The organism is Mycobacterium kansasii ATCC 12478, assembly GCF_000157895.3.
GTDB classification, from domain to species: domain Bacteria; phylum Actinomycetota; class Actinomycetes; order Mycobacteriales; family Mycobacteriaceae; genus Mycobacterium; species Mycobacterium kansasii.
The window spans coordinates 6217651-6234669 of sequence record NC_022663.1; the positions used below are offsets into that span (position 1 = coordinate 6217651).

9 protein-coding genes and 1 pseudogene are annotated in these 17019 nt (G+C 68.2%); all 10 read left to right on the top strand.

Annotated features, from left to right (window positions below):
- The first annotated feature begins 135 nt into the window (after positions 1-135).
- Positions 136-1017, top strand: a complete 882-nt coding sequence (gene argB / locus MKAN_RS26925) for an acetylglutamate kinase (protein WP_023373755.1) — start codon at positions 136-138, stop codon at positions 1015-1017.
- A 14-nt stretch (positions 1018-1031) separates the two neighbouring features.
- Positions 1032-2204, top strand: a complete 1173-nt coding sequence (locus MKAN_RS26930) for an acetylornithine transaminase (protein WP_080674290.1) — start codon at positions 1032-1034, stop codon at positions 2202-2204.
- Positions 2201-3127, top strand: coding sequence for an ornithine carbamoyltransferase (gene argF / locus MKAN_RS26935; RefSeq protein WP_023373759.1), 927 nt, complete (start codon positions 2201-2203; stop codon positions 3125-3127). The genes MKAN_RS26930 and argF overlap by 4 nt, the downstream gene beginning before the upstream one ends.
- Positions 3128-3224: 97 nt before the next feature.
- On the top strand, positions 3225-3725 hold the full coding sequence (locus MKAN_RS26940; protein WP_023373761.1) for an arginine repressor: 501 nt from the start codon (positions 3225-3227) through the stop codon (positions 3723-3725).
- A gap of 12 nt (positions 3726-3737) precedes the next feature.
- Entirely contained in the window at positions 3738-4934 is a 1197-nt protein-coding gene (locus tag MKAN_RS26945) for an argininosuccinate synthase (protein ID WP_023373763.1), read from the top strand.
- Positions 4935-5031: 97 nt separating this feature from the next.
- Positions 5032-6450, top strand: coding sequence for an argininosuccinate lyase (gene argH, locus MKAN_RS26950; RefSeq protein WP_023373765.1), 1419 nt, complete (start codon positions 5032-5034; stop codon positions 6448-6450).
- Between the two features lie 440 nt (positions 6451-6890).
- Entirely contained in the window at positions 6891-8744 is a 1854-nt protein-coding gene (locus tag MKAN_RS26955; RefSeq protein WP_155254716.1) for a PE family protein, read from the top strand.
- A gap of 189 nt (positions 8745-8933) precedes the next feature.
- Positions 8934-9425, top strand: a pseudogene (locus tag MKAN_RS26960) (argininosuccinate lyase); the annotation flags it as partial.
- Between the two features lie 67 nt (positions 9426-9492).
- Positions 9493-10554, top strand: coding sequence for a type III polyketide synthase (locus MKAN_RS26965; RefSeq protein WP_023373771.1), 1062 nt, complete (start codon positions 9493-9495; stop codon positions 10552-10554).
- Between the two features lie 89 nt (positions 10555-10643).
- Positions 10644-17009, top strand: a complete 6366-nt coding sequence (locus MKAN_RS26970; RefSeq protein ID WP_023373773.1) for a type I polyketide synthase — start codon at positions 10644-10646, stop codon at positions 17007-17009.
- The last annotated feature ends 10 nt before the right edge of the window (positions 17010-17019 follow it).

The following is a 17019-nucleotide window of genomic DNA, read 5'->3' on the forward strand; positions in this document are numbered from 1 at the left end:
GAGCGAAGCGATGAGGAGGAGCGGCGCTCATGACCCGCGCCGGCGACAATGCAGAGCGAAGCGATGAGGAGGAGCGGCGCTCATGACCCGCGCCGGCGACAATGCAGAGCGAAGCGATGAGGAGGAGCGGCGCTCATGACCATCGAGGCCCTGACCACTCAGGTCAAGGCGCAGGTGCTGGCCGAAGCTCTGCCCTGGCTGAAGCAGTTGCACGGCAAGATCATTGTGATCAAGTACGGCGGCAACGCGATGATCGACGACACGCTGCGGCAGGCATTCGCCGCCGACATGGCATTTCTGCGCAATTGCGGGATCCATCCGGTCGTGGTGCACGGCGGGGGACCGCAGATAACCGCGATGCTACGGCGGCTGGGCATCGAAGGTGACTTCAAGGGCGGATTCCGGGTCACCACACCGGAAGTGCTCGACGTGGCGCGCATGGTGCTGTTCGGCCAGGTGGGCCGCGAGCTGGTGAACCTGATCAATGCGCACGGTCCCTATGCCGTCGGGATCACCGGGGAGGATGCCCAGCTGTTCACCGCGGTGCGGCGCAGCGTCACCGTCGACGGTGTAGCCACCGACATCGGCCTGGTCGGCGACGTCGACAAGGTGAACACGGATGCGGTGGTGGATCTCATTGGCGCACGCCGGATTCCGGTGGTCTCGACGCTGGCGCCGGACGCCGACGGTGTGGTGCACAACATCAACGCCGACACCGCTGCGGCAGCATTGGCCGAGGCTCTGGGAGCCGAAAAGTTGCTGATGCTCACTGATGTCGAAGGCCTGTACACGAGCTGGCCGGACCGCAATTCCTTGGTCAGCGAAATCGACACGGCCACACTGGCGCAACTGCTGCCCACCCTGGAAGCGGGGATGATCCCGAAGATAGAGGCGTGTCTGCGGGCTGTCGACGGCGGCGTCCCCAGTGCGCACGTCATCGACGGCCGGGTCAAACACTGTGTGTTGGTAGAGCTGTTCACCAACGAGGGCACCGGCACGAAGGTGGTGGGCGTGTGACACAAACCGAGAGCATGCAACAACGGTGGCAGGCCGTGATGCTGAACAACTACGGCACTCCGCCGATAGCGCTGGCCAGCGGGGACGGCGCCATGGTGACCGACGTGGACGGCAAAACCTACGTCGACCTGCTCGGCGGCATTGCGGTCAACGTCCTGGGCCATCGCCACCCGGCGGTCATCGGTGCTGTCACGCACCAGCTTTCGACGCTGGGCCACACATCCAACCTGTATGCCACCGAACCCGGAGTCGCGCTGGCCGAGGAGCTGGTGGCACTGCTGGGCGCGGAAAACCCAGCACGAGTCTTCTTCTGCAACTCCGGAACCGAGGCCAACGAGTTGGCATTCAAGCTGTCCCGGCTGACCGGACGCACGAAACTGGTTGCGGCCCAAGAATCTTTCCACGGCAGGACGATGGGTTCGCTGGCCCTCACCGGGCAGCCCGCCAAGCAGGCGCCGTTTCAGCCGTTGCCGGGCTACGTCACCCACGTCCGCTACGGCGACGTCGACGCCTTGGCCGCCGCGGTCGACGACGGCACCGCCGCAGTCTTTCTCGAGCCGATCATGGGAGAGAGCGGTGTGGTCGTCCCGCCCGAGGGCTACCTGGCGGCCGCCCGCGACATCACGTCACGACATGGCGCCTTGCTGGTGCTCGACGAGGTGCAAACCGGGATGGGCCGCACCGGCGCTTTTTACGCCCACCAGCACGACGGCATCACCCCGGACGTGGTGACCCTGGCCAAGGGGCTCGGGGGCGGGCTGCCGATCGGGGCGTGCCTGGCCGTCGGGCCCGCCGCGGATCTGATGACCCCCGGACTGCACGGCAGCACCTTCGGCGGTAACCCGGTGTGCACCGCGGCGGCCCTGGCGGTGCTGCGAACGCTGGCGACCGAGGATCTGGTCCGCTGCGCCGATGTGCTGGGCAAAGGGCTGAGGCAGGGCATCGAATCGCTGGGACATCCGCTGATCGACCACGTCCGCGGCCGCGGACTACTGCAGGGCATCGTGTTGGCGGGCGAGTACGCCAAAGCCGTCGAGGCGGCCGGCCGCGAGGCCGGTTACCTGGTCAACGCCGCCGCGCCCGACGTCATCCGGCTGGCGCCGCCGCTGATCATCACCGAAGCTCAGCTCGACGGCTTCGTGCACGCGCTGCCGGGCATCCTCGAGACCGCCGGAGCACAGACATGACCAGACATTTCCTGCGCGACGACGACCTGTCACCCGCCGAGCAGGCCGAGGTCCTCGAGCTTGCCGCGGAACTGAAGAAGGACCCGTTCAGTCGCCGCCCGCTGCAGGGGCCGCGCGGGGTGGCGGTCATCTTCGACAAGAACTCCACCCGCACCCGCTTCTCCTTCGAAATGGGCATCGCGCAACTTGGCGGGCACGCCGTCGTCGTCGACGCCAAAAGCACCCAGCTGGGTCGCGACGAAACTCTGCAGGACACCGCAAGAGTGTTGTCCCGCTTCGTCGATGCCATCGTCTGGCGAACGTTCGGCCAAGACCGCCTTGACGCCATGGCCGGTGTCGCCACGGTGCCCGTCATCAATGGGCTTTCCGACGAGTTCCACCCCTGCCAGGTGCTCGCCGATCTGCAGACCATCGCCGAGCGCAAAGGGTCACTGCGCGGCCTGCGTCTGTCCTACTTCGGCGACGGCGCCAACAACATGGCCCACTCGTTGCTGCTCGGCGGGGTCACCGCAGGTATTCACGTCACCGTCGCGACCCCCGGGGGCTTCCTGCCCGACCGGTCGGTGCTGGCCGCTGCCGAAAAGCGCGCCCAGTCGACCGGCGCCTCGGTGACGGTGACCGCCGACGCCGGGGCGGCCGCCGCCGGCGCTGACGTCCTGGTGACCGATACCTGGACGTCGATGGGACAGGAGAACGACGGGGTGGATCGTGTCAAACCGTTCCGCCCGTTCCAGGTCAACGAGCAACTACTGGGTCTGGCCGACTCGGAAGCCGTTGTGCTGCATTGCCTTCCGGCGCATCGCGGCGATGAGATCACCGACGAGGTGATGGACGGCCCGGCCAGCGCGGTTTGGGACGAGGCCGAAAACCGGTTGCATGCCCAAAAAGCGCTGCTGGTGTGGCTGTTGGAGCGCTCGCAATGACGCCGCGCCGACGACGATGCAGTGGGGGTACCGCCCGCTTGCGGGGGACGCAGCGATGTGGGGGTACCAACCGCTTGCGGGGGAGAGGAGGGGCGCAATGACCGCCAGCGGGTCGAAGGCCACACCCGAAGTCACCCGTGCCGGTCGGCAGGCCCGCATCGTGGCGATCCTGTCGACCCAACCGGTCAGCAGCCAAAGCGAACTGGCGGGGTTGCTGGCCGCCGAAGGCATCGAAGTAACCCAGGCCACGCTGTCGCGTGACCTCGAAGAACTTGGCGCGGTCAAGCTGCGCGGCGCCGACGGCGGGGTCGGGGTCTATGTCGTGCCCGAAGACGGCAGCCCGGTGCGCGGCGTCACCGGGGGCACCGGACGGTTGTCCCGGCTGCTTGGCGAGTTGCTGGTGTCCACCGACGCCAGCGCCAACCTGGCCGTACTGCGCACTCCACCCGGTGGCGCGCACTACCTGGCCAGCGCCATCGATCGCGCGGCGCTACCCTACGTCGTCGGCACCATCGCCGGCGATGACACCGTGTTCGTGGCCGCCCGCGAGCCGATGACCGGCGCCGAGCTGGCCTCGGCTTTGGAAAACCTGAAATAAAGGAGTTGGTTCATGTCAGAACGCGTCATCCTGGCGTATTCGGGCGGTCTGGACACCTCGGTGGCCATCAGCTGGATCGGCAAGGAGACCGGCCGTGAGGTCGTGGCGGTGGCGATCGACCTCGGCCAGGGTGGCGAGGACATGGAGGTTGTGCGGCAGCGGGCGCTGGACTGCGGCGCCGTCGAGGCCGTCGTCGTCGATGCCCGCGACGAGTTCGCCGAGGGCTACTGCCTGCCCACGATCTTGAACAACGCCCTGTACATGGACCGCTACCCGCTGGTTTCGGCGATCAGCCGACCGTTGATCGTCAAGCACCTGGTTGCGGCCGCACGCGAGCACGGCGGCGGCATCGTCGCGCACGGCTGCACCGGCAAGGGCAACGACCAGGTCCGATTCGAAGTCGGATTCGCTTCGCTGGCACCGGATTTGGAGGTACTGGCGCCGGTCCGTGACTACGCCTGGACCCGGGAGAAGGCGATCGCGTTCGCCGAGGAAAACGCCATCCCGATCAATGTCACCAAACGCTCACCGTTTTCCATCGACCAGAACGTCTGGGGCCGTGCGGTGGAGACCGGCTTCCTGGAACATCTGTGGAACGCCCCCACCAAGGACATCTACGCCTACACCGAAGACCCAACGGTCAACTGGAGCACCCCCGACGAGGTGATCGTCGGATTCGAGCGAGGCGTGCCTGTGTCGATCGACGGCCGATCGGTGTCGCTGTTGCAGGCCATCGAAGAACTCAACCACCGCGCCGGTGCGCAAGGTGTCGGCCGGCTCGATGTGGTCGAAGACCGGTTGGTCGGCATCAAGAGCCGCGAGATCTACGAGGCGCCGGGCGCGATGGTGCTCATCACCGCGCACACCGAACTCGAACATGTGACATTGGAACGCGAGTTGGGCCGGTTCAAGCGTCAAACTGATCAGCGCTGGGCCGAACTGGTGTACGACGGGCTGTGGTATTCGCCGCTGAAGATCGCGCTGGAAAGCTTCGTCGCCAAGACTCAGGAACATGTATCCGGCGAGATCCGGATGGTGTTGCACGGCGGTCACATCGCGGTCAACGGGCGGCGCAGCGCCGAATCCCTCTACGACTTCAACCTGGCCACCTACGACGAGGGCGACACCTTCGATCAATCGGCCGCGAAGGGCTTTGTCTACGTGCACGGGCTGTCGTCCAAACTCTCCGCCCGCCGGGACCTGCGGTGACGCACCCTTGGCGAGCAGACGCAAAAGCCCCCGACACGTCGGTCGTGGAGGGGCTTTTGCCTCTGCTCGCGAGGGGAGCCCTACCCGCGGAGAAAAAGTGAGCACCAACGAAGGGTCGCTGTGGGGCGGGCGGTTCGCCGGCGGCCCGTCCGATGCGCTGGCCGCGCTGAGCAAGTCCACCCACTTCGACTGGGTGCTGGCGCCCTACGACATCAGAGCCTCCCAAGCCCACGCCAAGGTTCTCTTCCAAGCGGGGCTGCTCACCGAACAGCAGCGCGACGGTTTGCTGGCCGGCCTCGACCGCCTCGCAAACGACGTCGCCGACGGCAGCTTCGGCCCACTGGTCACCGACGAGGACGTGCATGCCGCGCTGGAACGCGGGCTGATCGAGCGGGTCGGGCCGGAGCTGGGTGGCCGGCTGAGGGCCGGCCGCTCACGCAACGACCAAATCGCCACCCTGTTCCGGATGTGGCTGCGCGACGCCGTGCGCCGGGTCGCCGCCGGTGCGCTCGACGTGGTCCAAGCCCTGACCGTTCAGGCCGCCGCGCATCCGATCGCGATCATGCCCGGCAAGACACACCTGCAGTCGGCTCAGCCGATCCTGCTGGCCCACCACCTGCTCGCACACGCTCATCCATTGCTGCGCGACGTGGAAAGGATCGTCGACTTCGACAAGCGCGCGGCCGTGTCCCCGTACGGCTCGGGCGCATTGGCCGGCTCGTCGCTGGGTCTGGACCCGGACGCGATCGCCGCGGAGCTGGGCTTCTCGGGCGCCGCCGACAATTCCGTCGACGCGACCGCCGCCCGGGATTTCGCGGCCGAGGCCGCGTTCGTGCTGGCCATGATCGCGGTCGACCTGTCGCGGCTGGCCGAGGACATCATCATCTGGAGCACGACGGAGTTCGGTTATGTGACGCTGCACGACTCCTGGTCCACCGGTAGCTCGATCATGCCGCAGAAAAAGAATCCCGATATCGCCGAGCTGGCCCGCGGCAAGTCCGGGCGGTTGATCGGAAACCTCACCGGACTGCTGGCCACGCTGAAGGCCCAGCCATTGGCCTACAACCGCGACCTGCAGGAAGACAAGGAGCCGGTGTTCGACTCGGTAGCTCAGCTGGAGCTGCTGCTGCCGGCGATGGCCGGCCTGGTGGGCACCTTGACCTTTGACGTCGAGCGGATGGCGGCGCTGGCGCCCGCCGGCTACACGCTGGCCACCGATGTTGCGGAATGGCTTGTGCGCCAAGGTATTCCGTTTCGCGTCGCGCATGAGACCGCCGGCGCGGCGGTGCGTGCCGCCGAAGCGCGTGGCGTGGGGCTGCCGGAGCTCACCGACGATGAGCTGGCCGCCCTCAGCCCCGATCTGACGCCGCAGGTTCGTGAGGTCTTGACCGTGGCGGGTTCGGTGGCCTCGCGCGATGCTCGGGGTGGTACCGCGCCGGGTCAAGTTGCCAAGCAATTGAAAGCGGTCCAGGTCAGCTGCGACGCGTTGCGGGAGCGGCTCCGCCGTCCGTCGTGAGACGACCTTGGGCTACCTCTGCGCTGCTCGGAAGCGCTCCCGCGGAGCAACATCCATAAGATGCGGTCTTGGCGGGCGCACGCTGGGTCTCGCGGGAATGCTGACCGGCTTTCGGCAGAGAAGGATGTGTGGACCGCGGCTCCTGGAAATGCATGGCGGCTCGATTCCGCTGGCCGTCCTCACCGGCGGAAACTGAAGCCGCCGCCCCGGTCTCGTCGGTCGCGCGCGCCAAGTCGGCATAGAGACATGTGAACGAGCTGGTTTGTGCTGTCGGAGATGATGGGCGGTCAGAGGAAGCGGGAAATAACGGGCACGGGTCTGAATGCGGTGTGACCGATACGCGTGACGGTATGTAGCCATGATTTTGACGGCTCGATGATGAGCCCTGTCGGAGCCTCCGGGATTACGCTTTACCCAACGTCCGGTAGGAGGTACTGACGATGTCCTTCGTGATCACAACGCCAGCGATAATGGAGGCCGCAGCTGGGGATTTGGCCAGAATTGGCTCGGCGATCGGGGCGGCGAATGTCGTGGCGGCGGTCCCGACGACGGTGCTGGTGGCAGCCGGTGCTGATGAGGTGTCGAGCGCGGTCGCGGGGTTATTCACTCGGCATGCTCAGGCATATCAGGAGCTGAGTGCCGAGGCGGCGACTTTTTATGAGAATTTCGTGCAGACCTTCAGTACCGCTGGTCGCTCGTATGCCAGCGCCGAAGCCATAAACGTTCAGCAGACTCTACTGAATTTGATCAATGCGCCTACCCAAACGTTGCTGGGGCGCCCGCTAATTGGCAACGGCGCCAATGGAGGGACTGTTGGCGGGGTAGGTCAGCCCGGCGGCGACGGTGGGTTGTTGTACGGCAACGGTGGAAGCGGCGGCGCCAGTACAACTGCTGGGGTGGTCGGCGGAAGGGGCGGAAGTGCGGGGCTGATCGGTGCCGGCGGAGTCGGCGGGACCGGTGGGCTCGGTGCGCCTGGGGGTGCTGGCGGCAATGGTGGGTGGCTATTCGGCAATGGGGGGATGGGGGGGCTGGGCGGCGGCGGTGGTACTGGCGGGGCCGGCGGCAACGGCGGGTTGTTGCTTGGTGACGGTGGCGCCGGTGGAGCTGGCGGTGCTGGCAACGCGGCTATCAATAACGGCATCGGCGGGAACGGCGGGGTCGGCGGTGACGCTGCGCTGTTGTCCGGTGCCGGTGGTGCTGGTGGGGTTGGCGGGATCGGTGCCGCCGGAGCGCCCGCCGTCAACCCCGTGCCGGCGACGCCTAACGGCACCGCCCAAGGCGGACCCGCGGGGACTCCCGTCACCAACTCCCTAACGGGTACCGCCGCCGCCGTGGGTGGCGGCGGCGGGCTCGGTGCCGACGGCAGCCTGATCGGCCAAGCGGGTGGGGCCGGTGGCCAGGCCGGCAGCGCCACCGCCACCGGTGCCAGTGGCGTCTCGGGTGCTTTCGCCACCGGTACCACCACCGGTGGTACCGGTGGCGCAGGTGGTACCGGCGGCACGGGCGGCGTCGGCGGCGCCGGAGGTGCCGGAGCCAACAACACCGCCACTGCCAACGCCGTTACCGCGGCCACCGCCACCGCCAGCAGCGGTTCCGGCGGCACGGGCGGCACCGGCGGCAGCGGAGGCCCAGGGGGCACCGGAGGTGCCGGAGCCAACAACACCGCCACCGCCACCGCGACCAGCAGCACTGGCAACGCGTCAGCAGGCGCTGGCGGCGGCGCGGGTGGTCCTGGCGGCACCGGTGGCATCGGTAGCGCAGGCGGCACGGGAGGGGCGGGGGGCACCGCCTCTGCTACTGCCACCGGTGGCAATGACGGCACAGCGACGGCGATCGCCAGCGGTGGCATGGGTGGCACGGGCGGCGCCGGCGGCGGCGGCGCCGACAACGCGGGTAGTGGCGCTGGTGGCGGAGCTGGCGGGATGGGGGGCCGCGGTGGACTGCTATTGGGCGACGGCGGGGCTGGCGGGGCTGGCGGGGCTGGCGGGCACGGCGGGCACGGCGCGATCGGCGGTACTGGTGGAAACGGTGGCGGTGGTGGCAATGCCACGGCCACCGCCCAGGCTGTCATCCCGTCGGCCAGCGCTAGCGGTGGCGATGGTGGCGATGGTGGGCCAGGCGGTACTGGAGGCACTGGTGGTGGCGGCGGTGTCGGCGGCGCTGGTGGCAACGGTGGGGCGGGCGGATTGTTCGGGCAGCCAGGTGCTGGGGGGCCGGCGGGGCCGCCGGGCCCGGCGGGCAAGGCGGTGACGGCGGCGGCGGTGGCTCCGGGGGCCCAGGTGGCCTGGGTGTGAATGGAAACGGGCAGAACGGCGAGTCGGGTGCCGACGGCCTGGACGGGGCCGCCGGCCAGGCCGGTACGCCAGGCCCGGGCGGCAGCCCTGGGCGTCGCCAGCTCGGCTAGCAAGCCGCCTCAGTTAGCCGCAGGTGCTAAGGGTTCAGTCTGTTTCCAGTGGGCCCAGAGGCTTGCGATGAGTTGCCGGCCGGCGATCAACCGCGACCCGCAGGAAGACAAGGAGCCGGTGTTCGACTCGGTAGCTCAGCTGGAGCTGCTGCTGCCGGCGATGGCCGGCCTGGTGGGCACCTTGACCTTTGACGTCGAGCGGATGGCGGCGCTGGCGCCCGCCGGCTACACGCTGGCCACCGATGTTGCGGAATGGCTTGTGCGCCAAGGTATCCCGTTTCGCGTCGCGCATGAGACCGCCGGCGCGGCGGTGCGTGCCGCCGAAGCGCGTGGCGTGGGGCTGCCGGAGCTCACCGACGATGAGCTGGCCGCCCTCAGCCCCGATCTGACGCCGCAGGTTCGTGAGGTCTTGACCGTGGCGGGTTCGGTGGCCTCGCGCGATGCTCGGGGTGGTACCGCGCCGAGCCGGGTTGCCGATCAGCTCAACATTGTGAACAACGCCGTCGACCGGCTGCGCCAGAAATTGACGCCCTTGACGAAACCGCGCTCCGGTCCGTTCTCGGCAGACTAGACTTTGACCCCTAGGTAAGCTAATCGAACGTTTCGGCGTTGTTGTTCGTGTTAAGGGTGTGGGAACAATGAGCGTCATCGCCGGTGTGTTCGGTGCTCTGCCACCGTATCGCTATAGTCAGCGAGAACTCACCGAAGCCTTCGTCAACATCCCGGATTTCCGCTGTTACGAAGACGTCGTTCGGCAGCTGCATGCCAATTCGAAGGTCGACAGCCGTCACCTGGTCCTGCCGTTGGAGACGTACCCGAAGCTGAACGACTTCGGCGAGGCCAACGAGATTTTCATCGACAAGGCCGTAGATCTAGGCGTCGAAGCCCTGATCGGGGCGCTCGATGTGGCTGGGCTGCAGCCCGAGGACCTCGATCTCGTCATCACCACCACGGTCACCGGTGTGGCGGTGCCGTCGCTGGACGCACGCATCGCCGGCCGGGTCGGGCTGCGTCCGGATGTGCGGCGGTTGCCGCTGTTCGGCTTGGGCTGCGTGGCCGGAGCGGCGGGGGTGGCTCGGCTGCACGACTACCTGCGCGGAGCGCCGGACGGCATCGCGGCCCTGGTTTCGGTCGAGCTGTGCTCGCTCACCTATCCCGGATACAAGCCCTCGCTGGCCGGTCTGGTGGGCAGTGCTTTGTTTGCTGACGGTGCCGCCGCGGTGGTGGCGGTGGGGGACCGCCGCGCCGATCACGTCGGCGCCGGCGGACCGGACATCCTCGACTCGCGCAGCCATCTCTACCCCGACTCACTGCGCACCATGGGATACGACGTCGGCTCCGCCGGATTCGAGCTCGTCCTGTCCAAGGATCTGGCGGCCGTCGTCGAGGAGTACGTAGCCGGCGACGTCAGCACTTTCCTGGCCGCGCACGACTTGAGCACTACCGACATCGGCGCTTGGGTGACCCACCCCGGTGGCCCCAAGATCATCAATGCGATCACCGAGAGTCTCAACTTGCCCCCGGAGGCCTTGGAGCTGACCTGGCGCTCGTTGGGAGAGATCGGCAACCTCTCCTCGGCGTCGGTGCTGCACGTGCTGCGCGACACCATCGCCAAACCACCGCCCAGTGGAAGTCCGGGTCTGATGATGGCGATGGGCCCCGGATTCTGCTCCGAACTAGTACTGCTGCGCTGGCACTAGTCGACGTGGACTGTCTGCTCGGTCGGGGGGTTACGGAGGCGGCGTGCCGCTCGCGCCGATTCCCGGAGTAGTACGAAAGACCGCGAGGTATGGACAGCACCCGAGAACAGCTCATCACGGCCCTGCGCAAGACGCTCAAGGAAAACGAGCGGCTGAAGCGTGAAAACCGTGACTATCTGGCCCAGACGACGGAGCCGGTGGCCGTGGTGGGAATGGGCTGCCGCTATCCCGGCGGTATCGACAGCCCCGAAGGCCTCTGGGAGATGGTGGCCGCCGGCCGGGACGTGGTGTCGGACTTTCCGGGTGATCGCGGCTGGGATCTGGCGAATCTGTTTGACCCGGACCCCGACGCGGTGGGCACCTCGTACACCCGCAGCGGCGGATTCCTCACGGACGTCGCCGGTTTCGACGCCGAGTTCTTCGGGATAGCGCCCAGCGAGGCGCTGGCGATGGATCCGCAGCAGCGGCTGATGCTGGAGGTGTCCTGGGAAGCCTTGGAGCGCACCGGGATTGACCCGACCACGCTGCGTGGCTCGGCGACCGGCGTGTTCGTCGGCGTGTTCCACGGCTCCTACGGTGGCCAGGACCGGGTGCCCGGTGACCTCGAGAGGTACGGGATGCGGGGTTCGACGTTGAGTGTGGCGTCGGGTCGGGTGTCGTATGTGCTGGGGTTGGAGGGCCCGGCGGTGTCGGTGGATACGGCGTGTTCGTCGTCGTTGGTGGCGTTGCATCTGGCGGTGCAGTCGTTGCGGTCGCGCGAGTGCGATCTGGTGCTGGTGGGTGGGGTGACGGTGATGGCCACCCCGGCGATGTTCGTGGAGTTCAGTCGGCAACGCGCGCTGGCCCCCGACGGGCGGTGCAAGGCGTATGCGGGGGCTGCCGACGGCACCGGCTTTTCCGAAGGTGCCGGAGTGTTGGTGGTGGAGCGGCTCGCCGATGCGCAGCGGTTGGGGCATCCGGTGTTGGCGTTGGTGCGGGGTTCGGCGGTCAATCAGGATGGTGCCTCCAACGGGCTGGCGACACCGAATGGGCCGGCGCAGCAGCGGGTGATTCGGGCGGCGCTGGCCAGCGCGCGGCTGGGGGTGGCCGATGTGGATGTGGTGGAGGGGCATGGGACGGGCACCATGCTGGGGGATCCGATTGAGGCGCAGGCGATCGTGGCCACCTACGGGCAGCGCGGTGGCGAGCCGGGCGCCGAGCCGTTGTGGTTGGGGTCGATCAAGTCCAACATGGGTCATACCTCGGCGGCGGCGGGGGTGGCCGGGGTGATGAAGATGGTGTTGGCGATGCAGCACGGGGTGTTGCCCAAGACGTTGCATGTGGATGTGCCGACGCCGCATGTGGATTGGTCGGCGGGGGCGGTGTCGTTGTTGACCGAGTCGCGGCCCTGGCCGGCTGAGCCGGTGCTGGGTCGGCCGCAGGGCCGGGTTAGAAGGGCGGCGGTGTCGTCGTTTGGGATCAGCGGGACGAATGCGCATGTGATTCTCGAGCAGGCGCCGGCGGTGGACGGTGTTGCGGCCGAGCCGGCGAGGGCGGTGGTGCCGTGGGTGCTGTCGGCGCGCTCGGCGTCGGCGTTGGCCGGTCAGGCGCGGCGGTTGGGTGCGTGGCTGGAGCAGCGGCCTGACCTTGATGTGGTGAATGTGGGTTGGTCGTTGGTTTCGACCCGGTCGGTGTTCGAGCATCGGGCGGTGGTGGTGGGCGGCGACCGGGCGCAGTTGCTGCAGGGACTGGCCGGTCTGGCCGCTGCTGCGCCCGGCGCGGGGGTGGTGGCCGGCCGCACCCAATCAACGGGCAAGACCGTGTTCATCTTCCCGGGCCAGGGGTCGCAGTGGGCCGGCATGGGAGCCCAATTACTTGATGCGTCAACGGTTTTCACCGAGCAGATGCGCCGCTGCGACAAGGCGCTGGGCGAGTACGTGCCTTGGTCACTGCTCGACGTCGTACGGGGCGCGCCGGGCGCCCCTGGTCTGGATCGGGTGGACGTCGTGCAGCCGGCGCTGTGGGCGATCATGGTGTCGCTGGCCGAGTTGTGGCGATCGGTCGGGGTGGTGCCCGACGCGGTGATCGGGCATTCGCAGGGTGAGATCGCCGCGGCCTGTGTGGCGGGAGCGCTGTCGCTGGACGATGCGGCACGGGTGGTGGCGCTGCGCAGCCGGCTGTTGGTGAAGTTGGCCGGGTCGGGCGGCATGGTGTCCGTCTCGTGCCGCGTATCGCGCGCCGGGGAACTGGTATCCGCCTGGGCCGGCCGGTTGAACATCGCTGCGGTCAACGGTGTTTCGGCGGTCGTCGTCTCCGGTGCCGTGGATGCGCTCGAGGAACTCATTCGCCGATGTGAGTCGGAAGGCATTCGCACCCGCAGAATCGACGTCGACTACGCGTCGCACTCGGCCCAGGTCGATGCCATCCGCACCGAACTCACCGACGCCCTCGCCGGCATCCAGACCCGACAGGCGCCCATCGCCTTCTTCTCCACCGTGACGGGCCAGCGCTTCGATACCGCGGCCCTCACCGCAGAGTATTGGTACCAAAACATCCGCCAGACGGTGCGATTCGACGAGGCTGTCCGCGCTGCTAGCGACGCGGGATGCCACGTGTTCATCGAGTCGAGCCCGCACCCCGTCCTGACCGCCGCCATTGAAGAGACGCTGGCCGAAGTCAATCGGCCCGACGAGCCGATCGTCATCCCGTCACTCGGCCGCGACGACGGCGGACTGGACAGGTTTTGGCTGTCGGCCGCCCAGGCTCACGTGGCGGGTGTCCGGGTGGACTGGGCCGCGGCGTTCGGCGGTCTGGAAGCTCAACGCGTGGAATTGCCCACCTACGGATTCGTCCATCGCCGGTTCTGGCTCGACCAACCCGATGACAGCCGAACAGCTGCCGGACGTCTCGGGTTGACCGGCGCGGCGCATGGCTTGCTGAGCGCGGTGGTGGAGCGGCCCGACTCCGGCGGAGTCGTGCTCGCGGGCCAACTTTCGGTGACGGCACAGCCATGGCTGGCCGACCACGCGGTGGCCGGGGTGGCGCTGTTCCCGGGTGCGGGATTCGCGGAGCTCGCCGTCCGAGCCGGCGACGAGGTCGGCTGCGCCACGGTGGCGGAGCTGACGGTGTCGGCGCCGTTGCTGCTGCCGACGGCCGGCGCGCTTCAGGTGCAGGTCGTGGTGGGTGCCGCCGACACCTCGGGGCAGCGGACGGCATCAGTGTATTCTCGTGCTGCCCAACCGGATTCGTCATGGACCTTACACGCTGAGGCGGCGTTGCGGCCGGGGGTGCTCGCCGCGGAAACAGACTGGTCGGTATGGCCGCCCGCGGGCGCAACACCGTTGGACGTGACCGGAGCCTACGAGGGGCTGGCGGCGCGGGGCTACACGTATGGTCCGGCGTTTCGTGGTCTGCAGGCGATGTGGCAGCGGGGCGAGGAGATCTTCGCCGAGGTGTCCCTGCCCGAGCACGCCGGCCTGCAGGTCGGCACCTTCGGCATCCATCCGGTGCTGCTCGACACGGCACTGCATGCGCTGGGAGTGGCCGGCGGGCAGAAGGATACGGTGTTGCCGTTCGCGTGGCAGGGGCTGTCGCTGCATGCCGCCGGCGCGTCGCGAGTACGGGTTCGTCTGGCGCCGGCCGGCCCGGACGCGGTGTCGCTGGAGTTGGCTGATACGGCGGGCTTGCCCGTATTGACCGTGCGAAGCGTGGCGTTTCGTCCGTTGCCCGGCAACGGGCTGTCCTCGGTCGCTCCTGGCGAGGGTGGCTTGTTCGAGGTCGTGTGGCCTCCAACAACACTGGTGGACAACGGTATTGGCGACACACCCGCGACGGTGTGGGAGTTGGCTTCCCAGGTGCCGCCGCAGGCGGACATGGCGAAATCGGTGCGGGCGGCCACCCATGCGGCACTAGCGGTGTTGCAGTCGTGGTTGGCCGGCGACCAGCGCGGCGTCTTGGTGGTGCAGACGCACGGGGCGGCGGGCCTGTCGACCGAGGACGTCTCGGACCTGGCCGGTGCGGCGGTCTGGGGCCTGGTGCGTTCGGCCCAGGCCGAACACCCGGGTCGGGTGGTGCTGCTCGATTCGGACGGGTCGGTGGCCGTCAGCGCGGCAATCGGTTCCGGCGAGCCGCAACTGGTGGTTCGCGCCGGCACGGTCTACAAGGCCCGGTTGCAGCCGGCCGACCCGATACTTCGGCTGCCCGAGGGCCCGTCGGGCTGGCGGTTGATCCCAGGCGGCGCGGGAACACTCGACGACGTACAGGTGGGCCCGTGTGAACGAAGCGACCTCACCGCCGGGCAGGTACGAGTAGCGGTGGCCGCGGTCGGGGTGAACTTCCGTGACGTGCTGGTGGCGTTGGGCATGTACCCGGGTGGCGGTGAACTCGGTGTCGACGGCGCCGGGGTCGTTGTCGAAGTAGGGCCGGGTGTGTCCGGTGTGGCCGTCGGCGACGTGGTGATGGGGCTGCTGGGCGTGGCGGGGCCCCAGGCGGTGGTGGATCAACGGCTGGTGACCGCGGTTCCGGCGGGCTGGGCGCTGGATACGGCTGCCGGTGTCCCGCTGGTGTTCCTGACGGCGTTCTACGGTCTGTCGGACTTGGCGGGGGTGCGGGCCGGGCAGAAGGTGTTGGTGCATGCCGCGGCCGGCGGGGTCGGTATGGCTGCGGTGCAGCTGGCTCGGCGCTGGGGCTTGGAGGTGTTTGCCACGGCCAGTCGCGGCAAGTGGGATACCTTGCGGGCGATGGGTTTTGACGATGACCATATCGGCGACTCCCGCACCCTGGAATTCGAGGAGAAGTTCCGCCAGACCACCGGCGGTGCCGGAGTCGACGTGGTGCTCAACTCGCTGGCCGGTGAGTTTGCCGACGCGTCGCTGCGGCTGCTGAGCCCGGGCGGGCGCTTCATCGAAATGGGCAAGACCGATATTCGGGACCCCCAGACGATCGCCGAGCAGTACCGGGGCACCGGTTACCGTGCGTTCGATCTGATCGAAGCCGGGCCGGACCGGATCGCGCAGATGCTGACCGAGTTGATGACGATGTTCGCCGCCGGAGCGTTGCAGCCGTTGCCGGCCAAGACTTTCGATGTGCGGCGGGCTCGGCAGGCGTATCGCTTCGTCAGCCAGGCCCGCCATATCGGCAAGGTGGTGTTGACGCTTTCCGAATCCGACGGGCTCGCCGGGGGCACCGTCGTGATCACGGGCGGGACCGGGATGGCCGGTGCGGTAACGGCCCGCCACGTCGTGTCCCGCCATCGGGCGGCCCACGTGATGCTTGTCAGCCGATCCGGCGGCCGGGCACACGGGATTTCGGAGTTGGCAGACCAGCTGCGGGATGCCGGGGCCGGGGTGTCGGTCGTGGCGTGTGACGTGGCTGACCGCGACGCGGTAGCGGCGCTCCTGGCGCAGGTGCCGCCGCAGTATCCGCTTCGGGGGGTGTTTCATGCCGCCGGGGTTCTCGATGACGGGCTGATCGCCTCGCTGACGCCCGACCGGATGGATGCCGTGCTGCGCGCCAAGGTTGACGGGGCGTGGAATTTGCACGTGTTGACCCGATATCAGGATGTCTCGGCGTTCGTCCTCTTTTCGTCGATGGCCGGCATCATGGGCACCCCGGGCCAAGGCAATTACGCGGCGGCCAACAGCTTCCTCGACGGCCTGGCGGCGTATCGGCACGCGCATGGGTTGCCGGGATTGTCGGTGGCGTGGGGGTTGTGGGAACAGGCCAGTGCGATGACCCGGCACCTGGGGGACCGTGACAAGGCCCGGATGAGTCGAGCGGGTCTGGCAACCCTGTCAACCGCGCAGGCACTGGAGTTGCTCGATACCGCAATGGTCGCGGACCGCGCCGTCGTGGTGGCCACCCGGCTCGACTCCCGCGCGCTCGGCACCGACAGCACCGCTCCATTACCGTTGTTCGGCGAGTTGGCCGCTCGTCCGGCTCGACGCGTCGTCGATGACGCCGACACCGCCGGCTCGACAACGGGGTTGGCCGCCCGACTGCGTTCGCTCCGTCCGGAGCGGCGACACCGCGAACTGGCCGGTGTGGTCTGCAGCAACGCCGCCACCGTGCTGGGACGCTCCAGCACCGCTGACGTCGACGCCGACCGCTCGTTCCAGGACCTGGGGTTCGACTCGCTGACCGCAGTCGAACTGCGCAACAGGCTGAAAACCGCTACTGGCCTGACTCTTTCGCCCACCCTGATCTTCGATTACCCCACGCCCGCCGCCCTGGCCGAACACCTCGACAGTCGGCTGGCCGCCGGCACCTCAGACGAAGCCGATCTGATAACTCGTTGCAACGACGTGGCCGGCGAACTCGACAGGCTGATCAACCAAGGCGACTGGGCACCAGAGGACAAGGCGCGGCTGGCGGACCGGCTGCATGCCATCCTGGCCCAGCTGTCCGCCGACGACGACATCACCACCGCCAGCGAAAGCCAACTCTTCGCCATCCTCGACGAAGAACTCGGCTCCTGAGCCAGCCACC

Bases quoted from the DNA above. Each gene is read 5' to 3' on its own strand.
- argB (WP_023373755.1), top strand. From the start codon at position 136: ATGACCATCGAGGCCCTGACCACTCAGGTCAAGGCGCAGGTGCTGGCC.
- MKAN_RS26930 (WP_080674290.1), top strand. From the start codon at position 1,032: ATGCAACAACGGTGGCAGGCCGTGATGCTGAACAACTACGGCACTCCG.
- argF (WP_023373759.1), top strand. From the start codon at position 2,201: ATGACCAGACATTTCCTGCGCGACGACGACCTGTCACCCGCCGAGCAG.
- MKAN_RS26940 (WP_023373761.1), top strand. From the start codon at position 3,225: ATGACCGCCAGCGGGTCGAAGGCCACACCCGAAGTCACCCGTGCCGGT.
- MKAN_RS26945 (WP_023373763.1), top strand. From the start codon at position 3,738: ATGTCAGAACGCGTCATCCTGGCGTATTCGGGCGGTCTGGACACCTCG.
- MKAN_RS26955 (WP_155254716.1), top strand. From the start codon at position 6,891: ATGTCCTTCGTGATCACAACGCCAGCGATAATGGAGGCCGCAGCTGGG.
- MKAN_RS26965 (WP_023373771.1), top strand. From the start codon at position 9,493: ATGAGCGTCATCGCCGGTGTGTTCGGTGCTCTGCCACCGTATCGCTAT.
- MKAN_RS26970 (WP_023373773.1), top strand. From the start codon at position 10,644: ATGGACAGCACCCGAGAACAGCTCATCACGGCCCTGCGCAAGACGCTC.